Below are 21,269 nucleotides of genomic sequence, written 5' to 3'. Positions count from 1 at the left end.
GAACCTACCAACTCGCCATTGGACAGAATCGGCTATAGTAATACTATTAGGGGATTCTGTCTGAGGGTACGTTGACACTTTCCTCCTCCGATCGGAAAGTTAACCGCGGTTCTCGCGTCGAATAAACCGCGCCCTGAATTGGTGGCGGAACACGGGTTCCTCCGACCCGTCGTCTCCGCCCTCGTCGTCGTCGAGGAGATCCTGTCCCCCGATCGGTTCGAGGGAGCGGAGGTCTCCGGGCTGGGTGGCGGCGACGGCGTCTTTCGCCACCTCGGAGAGTTGCCAGCGTACGGCGTTCGGGTCGAGGTCCTCGCCGTCCTCGCCGAGGTCCTTGCAGTCGGCCCAGGTCCCGGCGACGACGTCGACATACACGTCGCCCATGATCCGCTGAACACTCGAGCCGTCCTCGGGGTTCAGGGCGGAGACACCCGTGTTGCCGGCCCCGAGGATCTCGTCGTTCGACGTCGGGAGGGTGACGATAGGCCTCTCCTCGTACCGACCGTACGCCCCGGCCCGAACCACTGGGGCCTCGGCGAGGTCGGTCTCCTCGAGGCGGTGACCGAGGCCGTCGTCGATCGCCTGTCGTACGATAGTTGTAGGGTCTCGTTGCATGTTACTCGGTGGCCCTCGCCTCGGAGACGATCTCGACGAACACCCGAACGCGGCCGTTGCCCTCGTCTTCGGTGTGAACCGTCCGGTAGATCGTACCGTCGGGACCCTCGATCTCCGTCGGGTACTCGCGGCCCTCGTCGGCCACCCCGACGGGGGCGTCGTCGTCGATCAGTATCTCGGCGTTCACCTCGGAGTCGAACCCGTACGACCGCTTGTAGTACGTCGGCTGACGGGCCGGTTCGACCTGTCCGGTGAACTCCTCGAGGGAGTCGAGAGTCGGCCCGGCGTCGTCGCCGGAGGTGGGGTTCCCGTACTCGTTCCGACCCTCCCCGCCGTCGGCCTCGTCGGTGTAGTTCCGAACGGCGAGAGTGTCCTCGAGCCACTCCTCGAACCCGCCGTCGACCTCCTCGATCATGCTGCCGATCTTACTCATTGAACGCGGTTCACCCTGATTGACGCTCGGAGGTTCCCGGTGTCGACGGGGACCTCCTCTTTTGCGATCCTCTCGATCTCGTGGGCCGCCACCTTAACGAACTCCTCGATCCCCGCGGCCTCCGAGGCGATCGAGGCGAGGCGGGACTGTACCCGCTGAACGGCCGGGCGGAGGTACGGCTGGGCGCCCTGGGTCGAGGTCCCGAACTCGACATACACGGAGTACTCGGCGCTCGAACCGACCGTGTACACTACCGAACCCTGGGAGGTCCATTTCTCCCGTAGCATCGTCGTCGTCGAGACGAGGGACCCGATCCCGCGGAGGGAGGCCCCAGCCATTACTCGGCCCCCGCCCTCGCCCCGAGCTTACGGAGACGAGGGGCCCGCCCCGAGGCCCTCGTGAAAAACTCGGTGAGGTACCCGCCCGGAACGTCCCGGGGAGTCATAGTGTCGATAGGTTCGAGGGCGACGAGGCCGAAATGAAGGGCGAGGTACCACTCGACCTGTCGACACCTCTCGACCGAGAACTCCTCCTCCTCGACCCGCCGCCGGAGAGTGTGGGCCCGGTCGACCCACCGATCGACGTCCCGGGGCGTGTCGACTCCCTGATCCTCGACCGACGGATAGTCGCGGGCCGTGATCGCCAGGGCCGGGCGGAGCTCCGCCGCCCTGATCAGGCGCCGCTCGGAGGTGTTGATCGTAGCGTTCATGGGTCGGAGTACTCGGCGACGATCTCGTTCGCCTCCCCCGGTGGGAGGGCCATGATCGCCTCGACGATCTCCTCCCTCGAGGAGTTCCCGTTCAGGCCTGGGATCCGATCCGACGAGGCGATCGATCGGAGGGTCGACCACTCCTCGGGGATCTCCGGGTCCTGCTGGGCCGCCTCGTCGGAGTTCTCCTCCTCCGAGGGGGACAGGCCGCGCGGAACGAGATCCGCTCTCTCGGCCAACTCGAGGGCCTTGTCGTGGTCGTCGGTCTCGACGACTCCGGAGACGATCTCGAACCGCTCCCCGCCGTGGGTGAGTGTCCCCTGGGAAACGGTCCGGTGGGCGAGGGTGTACGTCACTCTCCGATCGCCCCCGTTCCGACGACTCCCGCCGAGATCCGGTTCAGGCCCGGGACCATTTCGCCACTCGGGTCGTACTTCTTGATTTTCGAGACGAGTTCGGAAAGATCCCGCTCCGTGTCAAAATCGACCGAACGCGACTGCTGTTCGAGACTCTCGACGGCCTGTTCGGGCCGCGAGTCGATCATGTACGCCGCCTGATAGCGAACGAGGAGGTCGAGGTGAACGTCGTTCTGAAAGTCGTCCTCGTCGTTGTGCAGTAGGGCCTCGGTCTCGGCGTCGTCGATGAACTCCTCGACCTCGTCGTCGTCGAGGTCCTCGGCGACGTCGGAGTACCGTCGGACGGCGTCGACTGTCGTGTCGCTGGTTCGGTCAGTCATAGTTTGGATTATGAAAGAAATCGGAGCGGTTAGTTCGCCTTAAGCGCCGCCGGTGTCGGCGCCCCCGGCGATCGGGACGGCGGCCTGCCCGTCGGTCGGGACCCAGTCCGCGCGGCCCGACAGCTTGTACACTTCTTGGTCCTTACTCTCCTCTCGGTACGAGGAGACACCGAACTCGTCTCGGATCGACTCCCAGCCGAACGAGGAGGTGTCGACCATAAGAGCCTCGTGTGGGCCGAGGGCTCCCGTGTTCGTGAGCATGGCGGGCTGGCCCATGATCTCGCCCAGGTCGGGGCCGGTCGAACGGAGTTCCTCGGCGAACCGTTCCGTCTCGGTGACGAACTCGCCACTCTTTGCCATGTCGCCCCACGCCCCCGGCGAGACGAACGTAACGATGTTGCCGGTGTCGTACCCGTGATCCGCGAGGGTCGTGTAGGCGTCGACTCCGGCGTAGTAGTTCAGCGGTTCCTCCGAGTCCCCGACCTCGGGGTTATCCGCGTTCGCCTCGAGGACGTTGAACGCGATCGAGTCGAGGCGGCGTTCCTCCTCCCGCGCCATTTCCGTCTGGTTCTCGAGGACGATGTTCACCTTGGAGTCCTTAACGTCCTCGTCGGCGATCGGGGCCTCGAAACCGTACTTGGTGTGGGTGGCCGCGGTACCCTCGTAGTCGAGCTTTGCGCGGGGGTACTCCGAACCCTTCTCGATCTCGACGAGTTCGCCCTCAAAGTCGCCCGACTCGGGGTACTCGATCCCGTCGCCGTCGCGGTTCGAGGCCTCGGTGTCCTCTCGGAACGCGTTACGGAACTGGTACAGGTCCTCGGTGTTCTCCTCGATGAGGGCCTGAACGTCGTTTGCAGTCGGTACTCCGTCGTAGTTAACGTCAGTTTCTGGCATGGTGAATCAGTTAGAATCCGCTGGTTGGAGGGCCGAAGCGTCCGCTTAGTTGACAGAGACGGCGGCGAAACCGTCCTCGATATCCGCGCCCTTGTACTCGCCGCCCTCCTCGGAAAGCGAGTGTGCGCTGCCGTCGCCCTCCTCGAGGCCGTCGGCCCCGGGGGCGAGGTCGACTCCGGCGGGCGTGTCCGGTGCGACCGAGGCGATCACGGCGCCGTCGATCACGACCCGCTCGTTATCCTCTCGAAGGGTGTCGTTCCCGGCGACACCGGTAAGGTCGTCGCCCTCTCCGGCGACCTCGACCTCCTCGTCGTCGTTCGCCGTGACGGGATCGCCCGCCTCGATATCGGCGTCCTCGGCGGTGTCGCGCTTTACCTCGGTACTGTTCGCGTAGATCGTGAAACCTGGGGGCTTTGGCATGTTAGAGTACCTCCATTTCAATTTCCTCGACCGAGTCGGCGTCGGCGCGCTCCATGGCCTCGGCGCGGAGGGAGTCGGCGTGATCGGGGGCGACCGACTCCATGGTGTCCGCGCGGTTCAGCATCGACTCGATCTCCTCGGCGTCCTCGGTGTCGAGTTCGGGTTCGTCCTCCTCCTCGTCGTCGAGGTCGGAGTCGACGTCCTCGCCGCCGTTGCCCTCTGGTTCCTGGGCCATAAGGGCCTCGGGCTCGAACTCACCCTCCTCGTTCTCGAACTCGCCGATCATGGCGTCGAGGGACAGGGCCTCGGCGGTCTCCCGGCGGAGGTCCTTCTGTTCGGCGAGGGCCTCGGCGAACATGTCCTCGATCTCCTCGACGTCGGCCTCGAGGGCCTCGAGTTCCGCGCCCTCGACGAGGGCGGGTTCGTCGTACTCGACGGCCTCCTCGGCCAGCGACTCGGCCCCGGCCGGTACGATAGCGGGGTCGTTGTAGGTCCGTGCTTCTCGGATCAGATTTTCCTCGGTTTCGGTGAGATCCATGTTTGTGTTTCCGTTTGCGCTTGCGTTTGCGTCTCCGTTTGCGTCCTGTCCGGCCGGGGTGGTCGGGGCCGCAGGCCCGTCATCCCCCCCGTCGAACGTCGCCTCGAGGGCCTCCGCCGATAGCGCCTCGGCGGTCCCCGTTGCGATCTCGTTGCTGGGCGCGGCCCCATTGGCGACGGCTGCAATGTCGCGCCAATGGGCGACGGCCTCGACAGGCCGCGCCCCGATCTCCTCGTCGTACTCGCCCCGCTGACGGAACACGGCCGGGGAGACGTCGATCCGGCCGCGGTCGGCCTGCTGGGCGATCTCGGGATCGTCGACCTCCCCCTCGTACACGAGGCCGACGTCCTCGACGTACGCCGCGTCGGTGATCTCCCCCGCGATAGCGCGGGCCGGGGGTTCGAGGGAGTCGAGGTCGTCGTGATCCCGATCATCGACGATGTACCGACCGACGAGGTCGTCGGCCGACTCCTCGAGGACCTCGCCGGGCCAATACGACGGGTCCTCCTCACCCTCTCGGGTCTTTCCGTTCGTGACGTCGCCGTCACCGATCGCCACGCCGTGTACTGTCCAGGGGCCTCCCCCGTCGCTATACTCCTCTCCTCCGGAGTTCGAGGCCGACATGGCGGCGAACCCCACCTTGTCGGTAAACTCCGCGTTCTGTGGGTCGAGTGTCATACTGTTAGCTGGTTGCTCGCGTACTGCTGCCGGACCTTTGCCGGGCTCGAGGCCGTGAACCCGTCCCGGACCTTTTCGGCCGGTGTCGGGCGACGGTACGCCGCCAGAGACTCGGCCGACGGCGTCCCCGAGGTGATCGGGACGAACGTACACCGGCACCGTGGGTGTACGGGGATCACGCCGCGGGCCTCCTCGATCTCGTAGCGGGTCCCGCCGATATCCCGACACCGATCACACACCCGATCGTCTCCGGCGTGGCGGAACTCGGCGACGCCCTCGACCTCCTCGATCCCGTTACGTTCGTACGAGTTTAACGCGGCCTCGCCGTGGGTCCGGATCACCTCGGTCTGGGCGAGGGTTCCCGCCCGTGTCCTCCCGATCGAGTCGACCCGATCGGTGACGGTCCGGGAGAGGTCGCGGGGGTTCTTTCCTTCTTGCAGGCCCTCGGTGAGAACTCGGGAGACCTCCCGATCGACGGCCTCGTCGATCCCTTGCAGGCCCTCGTAGTTCCTCGAGTACATCAACTCGAGAGTATCCTGGTGTAGCGGGGCGTTGAACGCGTCCCCCATGTCGCCCGGATCGATGAGAGGATCGATCCCAGCGTCCGTTAGGTGGCCGTGTGCGTCCCGGAGACCCGACTCGTACGCCGACCGGATGTACGTGTTCTCCTCCCGGGAGATCACCTCGACGGCCCCGCTATCCTGCTGGTTCCGGAGCCACGACATGAACTCGTCGTGTTTCTCCCGGTTCGACTCGAGGTTCGTCCGGTTCGAGAACGGCTCGATCCCGTATTTCTCGAGAGTCGACTGTCCCATCGACTCGGCCCCGAGACCCAGGGCGTCGTTCTCTTTGATCGACACGTTCACCGCTCGGATGAACGCGTCGTAGTACCCGCGGAGGTGTCCGGCGTAGTTGCCTCTCAGCGTCGCCGTGCTTGTCGGGTCGGTCGACATGGTGTGTGGGCCTCGTTACTCTCCGCCGTCGCTCTCGTCGCCGCCCTCGCCCGCCTCGCCGCCGTCACCGCCTCCGTCGGGTGGCGTGTCCTCCTCGACGGGTTCGTCGCCGATCATGTCGGAGGCCCCGGCCATGTCGAGTTCCTCCGCCGGGTCGACCTCGAGGCCCTGGGTGGCCTCCTCGGGTAGCTGTAACACGAGGTCGGCGACGATCTCGTCGTCGAGGTACGACGGGACGTTCCCGCTCCCGTAAATCTCCGCCAGAGCCGAGGCGAAGTTCTGCAATTTCTCGATCTCCTCCTCGTCGAGGGAGAGGATCGGAGACTCCTCCTCGTCGGCCTCGATCGAGAGGTCGAGGCCCTCGGGGGAGAGGCCCTCCCTCTGTTCGGCGACCGTCTCGAGGGCCGGGAGGAACGCCGCCTCGAGGGTCCGGCGGAGGTCGGATACCTTCTTGTGGTACCGTCGTTCCTGCCGTTCGACGACGAACTGATTTACGTTCTCCTCGAACCCCACCGCATATAAGGGGGTGGGGAGGGCCGAAATGATCAGCTTGATATCGATCTCGACGAACTCGAGGAGGCCCTGGGCGACCTCGCCCTCGAACTTTTGGAACTCGATCGTTCCGTCGTGGCCGATAATGTCGCCCGGGCCCATGTCCCGGCCGACCTTGTTCTGGATGAACTTTTTCTGTTCACCCTCGTCCCACTCGATGAAAATGTCGTCGGTGTTGGGATCGTCGACCTCGAAAAGGTCCCGCTGAAAGGCGACGGACCAAATACCGTACGCCTTGGTTTGAATCGCCCGATCGTTATCCCGAAGCTTTTGTTTCAGGGCCCGGATCCGATCACGGGCTGGGCGGTGGGCCGACTGTCCCCAAATTTCGCCGGGCGGGACGTTCCGGCTGATCTTGATAACGTCGTTCTGTGAGAGGGGTACGACGTCGGTGTCGGAGAAGTGGCCCCGACGGCCGAGGACCGAGTCGGAGTGATATTGCAGATAGGCGGCCGCCTCGCCTCGAGGCGTCTCCCGAACGCCGTCTCCCGTGGCGTCGGGCGGGAGGAGGACGGGTTTATTTTTCTCCGTGACGGCCCGAACACTGTGGGGTTTGATCGACATGAACCCCGTGATCTCGTCGGAGTTCGAGGCCCGTTTGACACACTCGACGAGGGCGTCGCCCGTGGCGACGTGCATGATCGCCGCCTGAAAGAGGATCTGCTGAAAGTCCTTGTGCCGCTCGCCGCCGATAATCCCGGCGTTCGGGAGGAACTCCTCGTTAAAGAACTCCTCGGTGGCGTCGTCGTCGGCCGTCACTCGGTACCCGGGTTCGACGACGTCGGAACAGTATTGCAGCAGGGGAGCGTTAACGATCGGCGTCGAGGTGAATAGCTCCCAGTCGTCGGCCTTGTCCTCGGGGACGGGGACCTCGTCGACGTCCCCCGGCGAGTAGTACGCCGAGCCGTGGGATACCTCGACCTCGGGTTCCTGATCCTCGGCGTCGTCGCGGTACGCCATTGATTCGAGGGCGCCGCTGATCCTGTTACGTAGTTGCATGTTTGTGTTATCTGGTAGGAAACGAAAGGTTCGACGTCACTATCCCGCCGCCGTGTGGTGGTTTTCCGCTGAACCTGTCAACTCGCCCTCAGACAGATTCGGCTATAGTAATACTATTAGGGGATTCTGTCTGAGGGTGCGTTGACACTTCCCCGCCCCGAACGGCCGTTCACACTTTCCCAGCCGACGATCCGGAGCGGCGTTGTAGGCCACCCGTCGGGAACTCACCCTCCGCGGCCCACACGGCCATGTACGCCGCGTCGAGGACGTCGGGAGAACGGCCGAGGGAGTCTTTCAGGTCCGATTTACTCGTGGCCTTCCAAACCTCGGCCTCCCTCGAGGAGTAATATTTCTCCTCGTACTCGATCACTCGAGCGGCCGCGAGGAGTTCCTCCCGGAGCCGACGATCGGTGTATCGCCCGTTCCGGAGGAATTGGCCGAGGAGGTGTAGGCCCTCGCCCCAGCGGGAGTAATACTCCTCGCCCTCGAGGGCCTCCTCCCCGGCGTCGAACCTGATCACGTTCGGGTACCACTTGTCGATATAGTCCGACACCCCCGAACCCTCGCCGTTCGCGTCGATAGCGAACGGGACGTCGAGACTCCTCGACATTAGCGCGAGACTTTTCACGGTCTGCTCGTTCTCGACGTGATCGACTCCGGACCACTCGTCGTGAACGATTATGTCGTCGCCGTGAACGGCCGCCACGACGTTCGAGTCTCCGCCTGTCCGGGCGACGTCGTAGGCGATCCCCCGGATCGGGCCGTCCTTCGGGTAGTTAACGCTGGCCCGAGGGACGAACGCGCCCTCGACCTCGCCCCGCTCGAACGGCCGGAGGACGTCGGCCCCGTCGGGCGGGATCCGGCCGAGGCGGCGTCGGTACCACCGCTTATCGAGGCCGGGCTCCCCGTACGAGTTCCGGGCCTCCTCGGCGCCGGGCCACTCGAGGCCGTTGAACGACTCCCAGTCCTTTTTGATCTTATCGAGGGAGGAGATCCCGTCGATCTTCTCGCCGTCCTTCTCGCCGAGTTCGACCTGTACGTTATGGGCCTCGAACGACGACATTTGTACCGTATTCCAGGTACGATCATTCATCAGGTCGTAAACGATGTTAGTTTCATCTTCCGGAGGGTTAGCGATCGCAATTATGCGGTCGCGGTCGTCCGTGATCAGCGACTCCATGGAGTCGATCACGTCGGCGTCGATGTCCTCCTTGTCGGCCTCCTCGATAATGGCGAGTGTGTAGGCCGAGTGAACGCCCTCGAGTTCGCCCGCATCTTTCGGGCTCGTCGCCTCGAAATAATGTTCGGGTTCCTCCTCGAACTCGATCCGTTCGGGACGGGACTTGTACTCCCCTGGGAGCGGTACGACGGCCTGGGAGTGTAGGTTCTCAACCGGGCGACAGTACGTTCGCCGCATCTTTTTCTCCGTCCCGGAGGTGGCGAACGAAACGGCCGGGTACTTAATGATCAGCCAAACGATCGTAATGGCGGCCAATATGTACGATTTACCGAGGCCGTTCGCCATTACGGCGATCGTCTTTTCGTTCTCGACGATCGAGCGGCATATCTCGGCCTGGGCGTCGGTGACGGTGATCCCCAGGTACGCCTCGATAGCGTCCTCGAGCCATGTCGGGTCTCCGGCCTGGGCCCGCTGGGTAAAGTGCCGAGTGAGTTCAGCCGCCATTTCTGCCGGTTGCAGGTCGGCCATGTTCGGGAGATCGCCCACGGCCGGGGCGGCGGAGGCCTCACTCATAGCTATCCGTTAGCGCGCCCATGATCGCCTCTCCGACCTCCTCGGTCGAGTCGGCGATCCGATCCTCCGGCGAGTCGAGGAGGCCAAAGTCCTTTAGCCACTGTCGGTTCTCGTTCGACAGTTTCCGGGCCGTGTCCTGGGCGACGCCCTCTCCCTTTCGGTACGTCGCTCCGAGCTCCGGATCGTAGTCGACGAGGCGTTCCTCGACGAGGGGGTTCTCCGTGTTCTCGTTCGCCTCGTCGCCCCCCTCCCAGTTTTCGGCGAAATACGTCACTCGGAGCATGTTCATAGCGACACGCCGGGCGGGAGGTCGGAGGTAGAACGGGGCCCGATCGAGGCCTCGGCGGGCGGCGATATCCTCGAGCATTTCGTCGCGCAGCTTGTCGACCTCGGCCTGTAGGTCCGGCCGGAGACGGTCGTACAGCTTGCTATGATCCGAGGTTAGGTTGTGTTTCGCCGCGTTCCCGTTGCCCTCCGGGGCCCCGACGTCCTCGTTCTCCTCTTTCGTCGGGGTGGCCCCACCGTGATAGTGGCACTTTCCGTGTGGGCCGAGGGCGGGGGCGCCGCATCGTTTGTCGTGGCGGTTCGACGTGGTACACTGTCCCCATATCCCGTATTGCCTGTCACCCTCGAGGTCCGTCGCCTCGGGGTCGGCCTCGGGGTGGAACTCGGTACTATCGTCTCCCATGTGTCTGATCTCTTATATTGTTTCGGCGGTTTATTTCACTGCTGTTCGACTGATTCGACCGTTACCAACTCCTCAGTACGTACTAATTGAGTCGTCTTTACTACCAACCATCCGAGTGCCGTCCCCGCCTATCGTGAATGCCTGCGTCAACGTTCCAGTTAGCGGTTCGTCCTCAGTATAAACACGAGCGCGGAAGTAGCCGATAACCCCGCTCGTGCTTCCGTAATCGAGCGTATCACCCGATTCGACAACTTTACCGTCGTAGGACACCCAGTCGATCGAGTCATAGTTACTCGCGTCAATAGTGACCGTTCCAGCATTTTCATCAACGTCTATCGAATGGACTTCAGGCGGGTCAACGTCCCAAGAGGTGCGATATTTGCATATGAACTGTCCACGTTTGAACATCTCCTTTACTTCTGGTGGACGTTCATGACCCAATCCATCCCATACCTCTTGGTCCATGATAAGTTCGGTCCAACGGAGATGAGCGCCAGCGTCCCAGTCCTGGTTGTCAAAACTGTCACAGTCGTCCTCGAGCAAGAACACAGGTGCAAAGTCGGGTGAGTATTTCGACAGTAGCGCGTCCCAACTCCCTTCGAGACTCCAATCATCCCATGATGTTTCTCGTGGGTCGGGAGAGTATTTCGTGTATCCCGAGAGTCCAAGAAGCCCGTCCTCGGGGGTCCAACTGTCGAAAAACATCGAATAGTACCGAAGTGGACGCCCCCACTCCTCATCGTAATCCCCATGGTGTGCGAAGTAGACCATCCCATCATCCTCTGTGATGTTTTCGATTATGGATGCTGGATATTTCGTATAATCTTCAGGTGCCTTGAGGTTCGAATACATCGTGATGAGGTGATGATGGTACTGTACGGGCCTATCGTCAAGGCCATGTGTCCGTGGTTCGCCACCTGCATCTGCGATAATTCCTAACTCCTCGGGATCAGTGTCGTCAGCGTTTCCGCTGTTGTTCAACTGCGACCATTCTGTCCACGGCCAATAGACCGTCGCATTCCCACGATCACCGACCCAAACAAAATCCCAGTCGGCCCGATCTGTCTGAGCCTCATCGATGATATTATTCTTGCCGTCAAGTTTCATCGGATGGACGTGAAGCCCACACTTCGCGTGCTTTGCACTGTCCCAGTCGTCAACATTCCCATATGGATTATGTCTAATAGTCATGTGTTAGGGGTGCTGAAGGCCTTCGCCACGGCCAGTCTTTCGCTCGCACTCATAAACGTCCAATTCGAAAGAGAATGACGGGATTCCAATTTCGTTTTCCGTCCAAATCTCGATTGGGTCTAAGCCCAAGTCACCATCTCGCCCACCCCCTCTTAGCAATACTTCGTTTGCAGAATTAGCGCCTCTCGCTGCGGCAGCAGACGTTTGCTTGACATACGGCATTTCTGAGTACCGTTCTAAACCAACCTCAAACTCTCCTGAAAAAGTAACATGATTTGGGTAGAAGGCCCTGAACAGCAACCAGCCACCCTCGTTATTATCACGGCGAGTATCTCCATCCTCTCTCATCACTGTACTCTCGTGCCCGTGACTTATGTTTCGAGTACCCATCCGCAACTCCATGTTAATGTCCGCACTCTCCTCGGCATCGGTTTGCAGTTCTACATCCCTGAAATCAAAGACGTAATAGACATCGGGGTCCTCAGAAACATCAATCGTGATGTCTATTTCTTCTTCGTTCTCGAAACTAAACGTCTCATCGGGACGAAATCCGCGAGTATGGAGAGAATCGGTCTCAAATGTTCCGTCGGGAGCGAAACGCCACTCCTCACCAGTGTCCTCGTTGACGAGAGTCCACCCATCCCCGTCAATGATCTGTAGGTCCTCTGTACGTACCGACCCGGAGTCGACCTCGTTAGCATCGACGACGTCGAAAGTGCCATTTTCCCGGTTGATCTCGACGACGATCTCGTACTGTTCGTTAACCTCCTCAAAATACTCGCCGGGTTCGTCGGGCTCGGGGACCTCCTCGACGACGTCGAGGTTCATCGAGAGGTCCGTGGCGAGACTCTCCGAGACCTCGGCGTACCCCTTCTCGGTGAACCAGATAGGTTCGTCGGGGTCCGGACGCTTGATCCGCCGGATAGTTGGGTTCCCGTTCTGCTTGGTTTCGGTGACTTGGATCCACTGGGTCATTATTGTATGAAAGTATCTCTGAAACTCGAGGTGTTGCTATCCCCGACTCGAGGAGGGCCGTTCGAGTCGGGCGATTACGAGGCCGAGACGTTCGACTCCTCGAGGGCCGAACGGTCGTTGAACGTCCCGCGGTTCGGCGAGTCGATCGTACCGTTCCGGAGTTCGACGTCCGGGCGAGTACAGTGAATCGCGTGGTGAGAGTCCGTTCCGCTCTCGTCGGTGATCTCGAACCCGTCGATCACGACTCCCTCGAACTCCGAGGGATCCGTGTCGCCCTGGGTGAGCGACATAACCCGACAGTGACAGTCCTCGCCGAGGTACCCCTCGATATCCTCGAACCGAGCGGAGATCGTCGAGGAGTTCGCCCGGATCATGTCGTTCTGGCCGTCGGGGGCGTCGATCGAGATCGCCCGGGCGAGGGCGCCCTCGCCTTGCAGCCACACGCCCGTTCCGGTCGAGTTCTGCGCGCTGCCGTTAGTCATTTCGACCGAACAGGCGATCGCCATGTCGCCCGTGCCGGGGCGAATGTTCGTTCCGCCGTTGTTCCGGGCGAACGAGTCCGTGAGGTAGTTCTCCCCCGGCGAGTTCGACAGATAGAACCCGTTGTCGGGAGTGTCCTCGACCCAGCAGTTAGACCACCGGATCCGGCCCTCGTGGGGCGGGTCGGTCGACACGCAAATCGAGTGGTCGAACTGGGAGTCGGTGTACTCGACCGACCCATGTGGGACCGACAGGTTCTCGACGACTCCCACGCCGCCGGAGTCGACGAGGCCGACGAACACGGTGAACTTGTCGCCTCGGATACTGTCCGGGACGGAGCCGTCGGCCTCGGGGAGGCCGTAGTGGCGAGCTCCGAGGATCTCGATCGAGTCGATGAACAGCTTATCCCGGGCGAGGATCCGACAGAGGCCGGAGTCGAGTGGGTGGCCGTCGGGCCCGTCGCCGTCGATGCTGAACGAGAGGTCCTCGAGTTCGACGTGGCGGGCGTCGCCGCTCCGGTTCCCGATCTCGATCGTCGTGTCGATCTGTTCGTGAACGACGAACTCGGTGTCGGGCTCCCCGGTGATCCGGAGGAACTCGACCTCCGAGAGGCGGAGTTCAGTATCCCAGGCGTACCGGCCGCCGGGGATCTCGATCTCGTGATCGACCGTCGACTGATCCTCGAGGTACGAGAGGACCTCGGCGGCGAGGTCTCCGTCGTGATCGATCGAGTCGTGATCGGTGACGTCGATCGTCGTCGAGGCCTCCCGCTCCCCGATCTCGGTCTCGAGGTCGTCGGGGACCTCGGCGTGATCGGTCCCGTACGTGTTCGCCGGAGTCCGGTCCTCCTCGAGAACGAGGCGGTCGAACACGTACGCTCGGCCGACGGTGTTCGCCCCGTCGCTGCCGTACACGCCGCCGCCTATCTGGCCCTCGTCGTAGGCGACGGGGGCGTCGACCGATCGGTACCCGCGGTCGAACCGCTGGCCCCGCTTATCGGCGAGGATCTCGTACTCCTCGCCCGCCTCGAGGGCCGTCTCGAAATGAACCCAGCGGCCTCGGATCCGGACCTCCTCGAGGACCTCGCCCGATCCCTCGGAGGCCGGAGTGTGCCGCTTGATCAGGCCGCGAGACACGCCGAACGTCTCCGAGTCGACGTGAGCCGAGAGGCCCTCGACCGTCTCGTCGGGCGTGAACAGAACACCCGAGGTGTGTTGCATTCGCTTTTGCGACTCGTCGGCCGAACCCAGGTCGAGGACGTCAGACTCCCGGTCTCCGCCCGCGTGAAAGCGGGAGAACGCGTACCGATAGGTGTCGCTCCGTTCGCCCTCGCCGTCGTACACGCCGTGGGAGATCGTCGCCATGTCGCCGCTGATCGGGAGGTCGGCGTCCCGGCGACCGCGGTCGAACGAGTCTCCGCCGGAGTCGACGACGACTCGAACGGCCTCTCCGGCCTCGAACTCGTGATCGAGGCGGGCCCACACGCCGGGATCGGGACACTCCCGCTCGAGGAGGACGTCGCCGCTCTCGTCGTCGAGGACGTACAGCTTATCGGCGTCGGTGTACGGCGACACACGGACCGTCGCCGAGTCGAACGGGACGTCGGGCGTGACGAGGATCCCGGAGTGTTCGGAGACCCACTCCTCGCCCTCACTCGGCCCCTGTCGCTCGTGATCGTCGCCCAGGTCGATTATCTCGTCGGCCTCTCCGAACTCGTACCCGTCGACATGTTCGGCGATCTCGCGGAACTCGTCTTTTACAGCATCGATCATGTTTGGTGTTTGAGATCCTCGGACCGCGGCCCTCCCGAGGGTGAGGGGGTTCGTATAGCGATCAGCGGTTTACTCTTTCGGGTAGAACCGCCGGGTCTCGCCGCCTATCCGGCGGTGGCGGCGCCACCATTTCAGGTAAGAGAGGAGAGACGTCGCCGCGGAGATCGCATACAGAGAGAGGGACATGGGGGTTAAATATCGGTGGATACTTCTATGTCGCTTGGTTGTCGCGATCGAGACAACTAACTACACGAGGAGTCGAACGACCTCGACGAGGTCCTCGAGGAGGAGGATGAAACAGAGGGCGACGAGAACGATCTCGACGTCCGTCATTTTACCTCCCCGTCCTCCTCGAACGAGGAAAGCGGGCCGGGATCCTTGTCGAGTTCGAGGGCTGGTTCGACGTTCGGGTTCCGGAGCCGAACATCGACGTCGTGGCCCGTCTCGAGGTGACGCGAGACCATGGCGAGAACACCGATCGCGTCGGTGTACATCTCGTCTCCATGATCGCCGTGGCGGGACTTTTGGGCCCACAAACAGTGACGACACCGGGCGATCGCCTCGAGGCCGTACAGGTCCGACTCCTCGGCCGGAGGGGCGTCGGGCTCGACCTCCTCCTCGATCCCGTCGGGGATCCCCTCGACGATCACCGCCTCGTCGGAGGCCTTGTTCGAGGCCACCACTCGGGCGGTGAGGTGATCATGCGCTCCCATGGGCCACCTCCTCGTAGCGTCGGAGTTCGGGCGTCGACTCCTCGCCCAGGGGCGAGAGGCCAAAGTCCTCCGGGTCGTGATCGACGAGGAGGTGATCCGGGAGGATCCGATCCTCGAGGTCGGCGCCACACGCCGGACACTCGAGGAGTTTCGCCCGTTTCATGTCCTCGTTCGGGCCCGAGGCGTCGATCAGCCGGTCGGAGCGTTCGTATATCCGGCCCATGATCACACCTCGACGATCTCCGCGGTGTCGGTCCCGTCGGTCGACTCCTCGAGGGCCTGCTGAACGTGGCCGAACGCCTCGAGGCCGTCGTCGGTGATCGCCCGCTCCCAGGCGACGGGTTCGTCGTCGGTCATGAACCACATTACACCGAGTTTCCGCTCCGTCGAACAGTCCGGGAACCCGATCTTTTCCGCAAAGTCGTCGCCGGGTTTCATCGACGGCGAGGTGATCACCGGGTACTCGTTCAGAACGTCCTCTTTCCGGTACGTGTGGTGGTGGCCCCGGATCGCAAAGTCGTAGCGGTGGCGGTCTCGCCACCCTCGCCAGTCCGACTGCGAGGCCGAGGTGGCGTCGACATGCTTTTGCGTGTTCTGGCCGTGTCGAACGTGGCCTCGGTGGCCTCGTACCTCGAAGTTGGCGAACGGAGCGGCGTCGGCCTCGATGAACCGGATCCCGTCGGAGTACTCCGACTCGATCAGGCGATCACGGACCCACCGATAGGCCAGCAGGTCCATGTTCGCCTGTTTCGACACGCCGGAGGCCCGACTCTTGCCGTGATTCCCCGGCTGGGCGACGACAGTTACGTGATCGAGTTCCTCGGCGAACGTCTTTACCTGTCGGACCATGGCCCCGATCGCCGTCGACAGTTGATCGGGGAGAGTGGCGTCGAGGCCGAACGCCTGTCCGTCGTAAATCGCCTCGTTCGTGATCATGTCGCCCGTCCAAACGAGAACGACGTTCTCGACGTCGTACGGGAACTCGCGGATGTACTGAACGACCCGGCGAGTGTAGTGGTCGAACGACTCCTCGGCGATCTCCGAGTTGAACACCTCGACCGATCCCGAGGCCGTGTCGCGTTCGACGACGTCGCCGAAATGGGAGTCTCCGATCACCGCCACGACCGTCGCCGCGCCTGGGGTGAGGTCCGGCGGCGTGATCAGGGAGTCTTTCCCCTCGAGGCGGCGGATAATCGTCGCGCCCTGTTCCGTCGCCCACTCGTTCGTTTGCTTGGTGATCGAGGCCGTGTGTTGCGTACTGATCCGACGGACCTCGTCGGTGGCCTCGACGTAGTACTTACCCGCCGAGGCGTCGTACGGGATCGTCACGCCGCTATCACGGGCCGCCTCGATGTGAGACTTGGCCGTGTTCTCGGCGATCCCCAGGGAGTCGGCGATCTCGAACTTGTCTCGAGGCCGCTCCCGGAGGAGGGCGATCACTTCCCGCTGCCGATCGGAGAGGTCGAGGTCGTCGCTCATTAGTTAGCACCGGTGCCATTTCCGTCGGCACCACAACGGGCCTGCTCGGCCGTCTCGTCGCCTTTCGTCGTCGCCACGACGTTCGCCTTTTGCAGGCCCGCCGATAGCGCCTGATCGACGTCCTCGGTCGTGTCGTACTCGAGGAGGGAGTACATCGTCAGGGCCCGGCGGTCGAACGCCACGCCCTTCTCGCGGAGGGCCCGAACCAGATTCACGATAAAGTCCGTGAACTGGTTCTTGTCGACGTCCTCCGGGGACCAAATGCGATCGGAGCTCCCCTCGACACCACACTCACAGAACACGGCCTTACTCCCGGCCGACGTCGGCGACGGAGCGTACTCCGTCGTCGTGTTCCGCGGGTGGCGAGTGAACCGACTCAACTCGAGGGAGACTCGATCGTTCGGCGGGACCCGCTCCGACCTCTCGACGAGGGTGATCCCGAAACAATTGCTGCAAACGTCCGGGGCCTCGAGGACGTGATCTCGGTACACGTCGGAGTACTGATCGAGGTCTCGGAACGGTCCGTCGTCGCCGTCTCGGCTGGGCCGGGAGACCGTCTGAACGACCGACGACGAGGCCTCGATCGGTGACCGAGGCCGGGAGTCGGTCTCCTCGACGATCCCGTCCGGCGTACAGCCGACAGGGACAGGGAGGTTTCCCATAATCGCTGAACATGGCCGCTGCTGCCGGGCTGTCGCAAAAGCCACCCCGACAGGGGCGACCGTCTTATGAGAACACAAAGACCGCCGTGTACTTAAACCCCGTTCCCACAGAGTTCCCAGAGTGTCCCGGCGAGGCCTAACCCGCGGCCCCGTCGCCGGCACACTCGAGACATTTCACTTTTCCCGACTGCCCACCGAACATCGGGAACACCGTTTCACCACAGTCGACACACTCCTCGAAACCCTTCCCCTCGGGCTCTCCGGAGCTCATTTTCTTCTCGATCTGCACACGCTTTTAATATCGCCCCTTTCACATTAAACCTTCGCCACATCCAAATATCTCGCATATCCTAACTGTACGAACGCTGGGAACACCTCCTCGAGGTTCGGGAACGCCCCGAGATCGGGGCCGCTGGGTCACATGTAGGTTGTTTTTCTTCCTAACTCTCGAGCCTGAAATCGGGCGGTATTCCCAGGTTCAAACACGAATCAGCCGTGTTCTTTACAGAAAACTTAACTGCAAGGAAACATAATTTGGGAACATGGTGTTAAATACCGTCACCTCGACCGCCTCCGACGTCAGAACCGGGATCAGCGAACTCGACCTCGCCGTGAGGGCGGGCGTGATCGTCGCGGCCGTCGTCGCCTTCCCTGTCGTTCAGTATCTCGCTGGGAACGTCGCCGACTCCGACTCGGCGGCGATCACCCTCCTCGTCGGGCTCCCAGTGATCGCCCTCGCCCTCGCCCTGCTGTACGTGATCGTCGCCGGAGGGTACGACCTGCTGGCCGACGTCGCCGCTGATCGATAGCGCCGCCACCGCCGACTCGTTCTCCGCCGATCGCCACCGACTCGGGAGGGAGTGGTAACGACCGACCGAGGAGGGAAAGTGTCAACGTACCCTCAGACAGAATCCCCTAATAGTATTACTATAGCCGATTCTGTCCAATGGCGAGTTGGTAGGTTCACCTCGAGAACCCCACCCCGTCCGGCGGTTTTCGACTCATAACCGAACGGATAGTACCAGGTCGTCTAATAGGTGAGACGGGTTCACACGGTGGGGTCGTGCGTGCGTGTTAGACACGTCTGGTTTCCGTCTTACGTTCGCTGACACTTCATGATCCGATCCCGAGGGCCGGGAGTGGTGGGTTCATGATCACGGCGCCAGAACGTCCTACCTACCGGCGAGTCGTGGGCCCATAGGTCGGCCTCTCGAGTAACGGGCTGATCTCGGAGCAAGAAGGGGCCGCGAGTCGGTCGGAGTTATCGGCGAGGGGTTTCCATCGTCCTATACGGAAAGTCGATCAGCGGGCCAGCTATGCGCTCGCCCCAGCCGCGGAGACGGCGGCGAGGAGGAACGCGGTAACGGCGATCGCCGGGGCCCAGGCCTCGAACCCGAGGGTGGCGGTCGAGAGGAGCCACGCCCCGTACACGACCGCGGCGAACATGGCGACGACGACGGCGATCACGACGGCCCCGACGGCCGCGGCCAGCAGGTCCCCACCGTCGGACATTAGGCGACACCTCCGCTCGAGAGGTCCCGACGGAACGCCTCTTTTTGCTCGTTCTCGGCCTCTTTCAGGGCGTTCGCCACGGCGATCATGGCGCCGGCCCCACCGACGACTCCGACTCCGAACCCGACACCGAGGCCGGCGATCAGGCTCCCCGAGTTCATGCGTCGCCCTCCGCGGGGTGGTCGAGTTCGAGGAGAGCTCCGCCGTCCTCGTGTTCGACGACGTCGACGATCTCGAACCCGGCCTCGCGGGCCTCGGTCCGTTCGACTCCGCCGTACACGTCGTCGACACGGGCCTCGTACGTGGCGTCGGAGGTCTCGGGGGCGTACCCGGCGGCCTCCTCCCCGAAAATCGTCTCGAGGGTCTCGAGGAGGGTGTCGTGGCCGTCGACAGGTTCGGCCTCGACGAGGTGCATGGGCGTCGCTCCGCTGGGAACGGCGAGGTCCCCGGTCTTTACCCAGGCCAGCAGGGGGTGTTTCAGGCCGTCGACGTCGAGTTCGACGAGTTCGTTCCCGACACAACTCGTGCCGTGGCCGAACGTCTCCCCGACGACGGCGTCGAACTCGTGGGTGTCGGCTCCGTTCGTGGGTTCCTCGGCGATCTCGATCTCGAGGGCGTCGCCCTCCTCGGCGTCGATCAGGGCGGCGTCTGCAACGTTTTCGTGATACGATCGGAACGGCGCGTCGCCCTTCCCGGTGATGGATTCAAGCATGAACTACGTACACGTTATCACGCCGTCGGAACTAAAAGCTATCGGTCCCTGGGAACGTCTCGAGAACGAGAGGGGCGTAAACACGCCCCGACGATGAAGTGAACCCACGACGCCGCCGAACGAGCGGCGAATAGGGGTTCGCCCGCCGATCAGTTAAACCCGGGAGTCTCGGGTAAGATTCTAAGGCGAGAGTCTAAGATTCGTATCTTAGTCCTCGAACTCCTCCTCGAGAACGAGGAGTTTCCCGATAAGCTCCCCGTGGGCGGCGGTGATCGGGTTCCGCTGCCGGTTCTCGTAGGCGTCGGTGGCCTCGAGGAGGGTCTCGACGTCGCGTTCGGTGAGTTCGAGGTGGTACCCGTCGATCCGCTCGAGACGGCGGAGGAGGTCCTCGTGATCGTCGACAGTGACGATCGTCTCGTCGTCGGGATCGAGTACTCCGGTGGCCCGGGGAGCGGTCCGTCGCCCGGCGGCGAGGACGGCGCGGGCGTGGCCTCGGGTACTGCTGCCGAGTGTGAGGTCGACCGTCTCCTCGGTCTCCTCCTCGGCCTCGGCCCCGGTGATCTCCTCGAGGTCGTCGAGGGCCACACTCCCCACGGGGAAATAGAACCGGGCGAGACCGACGACGTCGGGGTCGGGGGCGGCGTCGACATCGACGATCAACTCGCGGAGTCTCTGGCCTCCCTCGGAGTCGTACTCCTCTCCGTGGGCGACGTACCGATCGTCGTCGAGGGTGTCGTCGGGGCCTGGGTACTCGATCTCGAGTTCGCCGTCTCCTCCGGCCTGGGGGATCGTCGTCGGGTAATCGACGTGGTCCTCCCCAGCGATATAGTACAGGGCCTCCTCCTCGGCGTCGATCACGACGGCGACGGCGTCGGCCTCGTCTCCGTTCGTTAGCGGGACGTCGGGGGCCTCGAACCTGTCGGAGCCGTCCTCGTCGTCGTGGTCGAACTCCTCGAGGGTGGGGAGCGGTTCGACGGCCTCGACGGGGTGAACGTACTTGCCGTCCTCGAGATCAGCCTTGGCGTCGTGGGCACAGGTGAACCACACGGTCGAGTTATCCGCATCGTACGCTATTTCGTCCGCCGAGTCGTCGAGGTCGATCACGTACCGCTCTTTCGAGGGGCGGAGGACCTCGTGGGTGACTGTCCCCTCCCGATCGGGGGCGTCCCTGTTGGAAAAGCGGACCACGACGTCCTCTCCCACCTCGAGGGTGGGGTTATCGTCGTCGGAGTCGGCCTCCTCGACCGTCTGGCCGCCGTCGGCCACCGCCTCGGTCTCGTTCTCGCCGTCGTCGAGGTCGAGGCGTTCGCGGCGATCGAGTTCCTCGTGGTAGGCCTCGGTGTAGCTGTTGTGGTCGACCTCGCCGATCTCGAGTTCGCGTAGGTTCTGGAGGATCCCGCCGACGGTGTAGGCGGCCCGGTGATCCTCCTCGGGGAGCCACGCCTCGAGGGCCTGTCGGGAGGCCCCGCCGTTCTCGTTCTCGTACTCGTGTAGGAGCGGGGAGCCGTCGGTCGACTCGAGGATCACGACTCCGTCGATCAGGGCGTCGGGGTACAGGGCGACGATCTCGAACTCGAGGTCGCTCCCAGCGACCTTGTACTTCTTGCCGGGGTGAACGTACTTGATCTCGGGGTCGTTCCCGCCGTACGGCGTCGGGACCTCGTCGAGGTCGGCCAGCAGGTCGGCGATGTTCGTGTACTCGTTCTCCGTCTCGGCGTCGGTGAGTTGGTCCATCATGACTACACCCTACAGTTGTGTGCTATCCGTAATAAGCCTGTCGGAGTGTGGTCACACTTTGGGAACGCAAT

At 63.1% G+C, this 21,269-nt stretch carries 26 protein-coding genes; 1 reads left to right on the top strand and 25 read right to left on the bottom strand.

What is annotated here, in order from left to right:
• Positions 1 to 99: 99 nt before the first annotated feature.
• From ACFEMD_RS21710 to ACFEMD_RS21610, 21 genes are all read right to left on the bottom strand, one after another.
• On the bottom strand, positions 100 to 612 hold the full coding sequence (locus ACFEMD_RS21710) for a hypothetical protein (RefSeq protein WP_394743359.1): 513 nt from the start codon (positions 610 to 612) through the stop codon (positions 100 to 102).
• 1 nt (position 613) lies between these two features.
• Positions 614 to 1,045 carry a hypothetical protein gene (locus tag ACFEMD_RS21705; RefSeq protein ID WP_394743358.1) on the bottom strand — a complete coding sequence of 144 codons (432 nt, stop codon included), beginning with the start codon at positions 1,043 to 1,045 and terminating at the stop codon, positions 614 to 616.
• Positions 1,042 to 1,383, bottom strand: a complete 342-nt coding sequence (locus tag ACFEMD_RS21700; RefSeq protein ID WP_394743357.1) for an HK97-gp10 family putative phage morphogenesis protein — start codon at positions 1,381 to 1,383, stop codon at positions 1,042 to 1,044. The genes ACFEMD_RS21705 and ACFEMD_RS21700 overlap by 4 nt, the downstream gene beginning before the upstream one ends.
• On the bottom strand, positions 1,383 to 1,754 hold the full coding sequence (locus ACFEMD_RS21695) for a hypothetical protein (RefSeq protein WP_394743356.1): 372 nt from the start codon (positions 1,752 to 1,754) through the stop codon (positions 1,383 to 1,385). Before ACFEMD_RS21695 ends, ACFEMD_RS21700 begins: the two co-directional genes overlap by 1 nt.
• Entirely contained in the window at positions 1,751 to 2,110 is a 360-nt protein-coding gene (locus ACFEMD_RS21690) for a hypothetical protein (RefSeq protein ID WP_394743355.1), read from the bottom strand. The genes ACFEMD_RS21695 and ACFEMD_RS21690 overlap by 4 nt, the downstream gene beginning before the upstream one ends.
• A complete protein-coding gene (locus tag ACFEMD_RS21685) occupies positions 2,107 to 2,490 on the bottom strand; it encodes a hypothetical protein (protein WP_394743354.1) in 384 nt (127 codons plus the stop codon). The genes ACFEMD_RS21690 and ACFEMD_RS21685 overlap by 4 nt, the downstream gene beginning before the upstream one ends.
• A gap of 39 nt (positions 2,491 to 2,529) precedes the next feature.
• Complete coding sequence (locus tag ACFEMD_RS21680; protein ID WP_394743353.1) at positions 2,530 to 3,384, bottom strand: phage major capsid protein; 855 nt, start codon at positions 3,382 to 3,384, stop codon at positions 2,530 to 2,532.
• 45 nt (positions 3,385 to 3,429) lie between these two features.
• A complete protein-coding gene (locus tag ACFEMD_RS21675; protein WP_394743352.1) occupies positions 3,430 to 3,804 on the bottom strand; it encodes a hypothetical protein in 375 nt (124 codons plus the stop codon).
• 1 nt (position 3,805) lies between these two features.
• Positions 3,806 to 5,020: a hypothetical protein gene (locus ACFEMD_RS21670; RefSeq protein ID WP_394743351.1), complete on the bottom strand. Its 1,215-nt coding sequence runs from the start codon at positions 5,018 to 5,020 to the stop codon at positions 3,806 to 3,808.
• A complete protein-coding gene (locus tag ACFEMD_RS21665; RefSeq protein ID WP_394743350.1) occupies positions 5,017 to 5,973 on the bottom strand; it encodes a minor capsid protein in 957 nt (318 codons plus the stop codon). Before ACFEMD_RS21665 ends, ACFEMD_RS21670 begins: the two co-directional genes overlap by 4 nt.
• A 15-nt stretch (positions 5,974 to 5,988) precedes the next feature.
• A complete protein-coding gene (locus ACFEMD_RS21660; RefSeq protein ID WP_394743349.1) occupies positions 5,989 to 7,524 on the bottom strand; it encodes a hypothetical protein in 1,536 nt (511 codons plus the stop codon).
• Positions 7,525 to 7,693: 169 nt separating this feature from the next.
• The gene (locus ACFEMD_RS21655) at positions 7,694 to 9,277 is read right to left on the bottom strand and encodes a terminase large subunit domain-containing protein (protein WP_394743348.1); all 1,584 of its coding nucleotides are present in this window, start codon (positions 9,275 to 9,277) and stop codon (positions 7,694 to 7,696) included.
• Positions 9,270 to 9,965 carry a hypothetical protein gene (locus tag ACFEMD_RS21650; RefSeq protein ID WP_394743347.1) on the bottom strand — a complete coding sequence of 232 codons (696 nt, stop codon included), beginning with the start codon at positions 9,963 to 9,965 and terminating at the stop codon, positions 9,270 to 9,272. The genes ACFEMD_RS21655 and ACFEMD_RS21650 overlap by 8 nt, the downstream gene beginning before the upstream one ends.
• A 72-nt stretch (positions 9,966 to 10,037) precedes the next feature.
• A complete protein-coding gene (locus tag ACFEMD_RS21645) occupies positions 10,038 to 11,072 on the bottom strand; it encodes a hypothetical protein (protein ID WP_394743346.1) in 1,035 nt (344 codons plus the stop codon).
• Between the two features lie 87 nt (positions 11,073 to 11,159).
• On the bottom strand, positions 11,160 to 12,131 hold the full coding sequence (locus ACFEMD_RS21640; RefSeq protein WP_394743345.1) for a hypothetical protein: 972 nt from the start codon (positions 12,129 to 12,131) through the stop codon (positions 11,160 to 11,162).
• A 74-nt stretch (positions 12,132 to 12,205) separates the two neighbouring features.
• Positions 12,206 to 14,383, bottom strand: coding sequence for a hypothetical protein (locus ACFEMD_RS21635; RefSeq protein ID WP_394743344.1), 2,178 nt, complete (start codon positions 14,381 to 14,383; stop codon positions 12,206 to 12,208).
• Between the two features lie 329 nt (positions 14,384 to 14,712).
• Positions 14,713 to 15,096 carry a hypothetical protein gene (locus ACFEMD_RS21630; protein ID WP_394743343.1) on the bottom strand — a complete coding sequence of 128 codons (384 nt, stop codon included), beginning with the start codon at positions 15,094 to 15,096 and terminating at the stop codon, positions 14,713 to 14,715.
• Positions 15,083 to 15,319, bottom strand: a complete 237-nt coding sequence (locus tag ACFEMD_RS21625; protein ID WP_394743342.1) for a hypothetical protein — start codon at positions 15,317 to 15,319, stop codon at positions 15,083 to 15,085. Before ACFEMD_RS21625 ends, ACFEMD_RS21630 begins: the two co-directional genes overlap by 14 nt.
• 2 nt (positions 15,320 to 15,321) lie before the next feature.
• Entirely contained in the window at positions 15,322 to 16,575 is a 1,254-nt protein-coding gene (locus tag ACFEMD_RS21620; RefSeq protein WP_394743341.1) for a helix-turn-helix transcriptional regulator, read from the bottom strand.
• On the bottom strand, positions 16,575 to 17,237 hold the full coding sequence (locus ACFEMD_RS21615) for a hypothetical protein (RefSeq protein ID WP_394743340.1): 663 nt from the start codon (positions 17,235 to 17,237) through the stop codon (positions 16,575 to 16,577). Before ACFEMD_RS21615 ends, ACFEMD_RS21620 begins: the two co-directional genes overlap by 1 nt.
• A 136-nt stretch (positions 17,238 to 17,373) precedes the next feature.
• A complete protein-coding gene (locus ACFEMD_RS21610; RefSeq protein WP_394743339.1) occupies positions 17,374 to 17,526 on the bottom strand; it encodes a hypothetical protein in 153 nt (50 codons plus the stop codon).
• A 253-nt stretch (positions 17,527 to 17,779) separates the two neighbouring features.
• Here ACFEMD_RS21610 and ACFEMD_RS21605 point away from each other — a divergent pair, with 253 nt between their 5' ends.
• Complete coding sequence (locus tag ACFEMD_RS21605) at positions 17,780 to 18,046, top strand: hypothetical protein (protein ID WP_394743338.1); 267 nt, start codon at positions 17,780 to 17,782, stop codon at positions 18,044 to 18,046.
• 505 nt (positions 18,047 to 18,551) lie between these two features.
• Here ACFEMD_RS21605 and ACFEMD_RS21600 read toward each other — a convergent pair.
• From ACFEMD_RS21600 to ACFEMD_RS21585, 4 genes are all read right to left on the bottom strand, one after another.
• Positions 18,552 to 18,749: a hypothetical protein gene (locus ACFEMD_RS21600; RefSeq protein WP_394743337.1), complete on the bottom strand. Its 198-nt coding sequence runs from the start codon at positions 18,747 to 18,749 to the stop codon at positions 18,552 to 18,554.
• Positions 18,749 to 18,910 (bottom strand): hypothetical protein, encoded by a 162-nt coding sequence (locus ACFEMD_RS21595; RefSeq protein WP_394743336.1) that lies wholly within the window; start codon positions 18,908 to 18,910, stop codon positions 18,749 to 18,751. Before ACFEMD_RS21595 ends, ACFEMD_RS21600 begins: the two co-directional genes overlap by 1 nt.
• On the bottom strand, positions 18,907 to 19,461 hold the full coding sequence (locus ACFEMD_RS21590; RefSeq protein WP_394743335.1) for a hypothetical protein: 555 nt from the start codon (positions 19,459 to 19,461) through the stop codon (positions 18,907 to 18,909). Before ACFEMD_RS21590 ends, ACFEMD_RS21595 begins: the two co-directional genes overlap by 4 nt.
• Before the next feature lie 207 nt (positions 19,462 to 19,668).
• Positions 19,669 to 21,195 (bottom strand): hypothetical protein, encoded by a 1,527-nt coding sequence (locus tag ACFEMD_RS21585; RefSeq protein ID WP_394743334.1) that lies wholly within the window; start codon positions 21,193 to 21,195, stop codon positions 19,669 to 19,671.
• Positions 21,196 to 21,269 lie beyond the last annotated feature (74 nt).

Source organism: Natronococcus roseus, assembly GCF_043677095.1.
GTDB classification, from domain to species: Archaea; Halobacteriota; Halobacteria; order Halobacteriales; family Natrialbaceae; genus Natronococcus; species Natronococcus roseus.
Note: the sequence above shows the minus strand (reverse complement) of the source record. Positions and strands in the feature narration are given on the sequence as shown.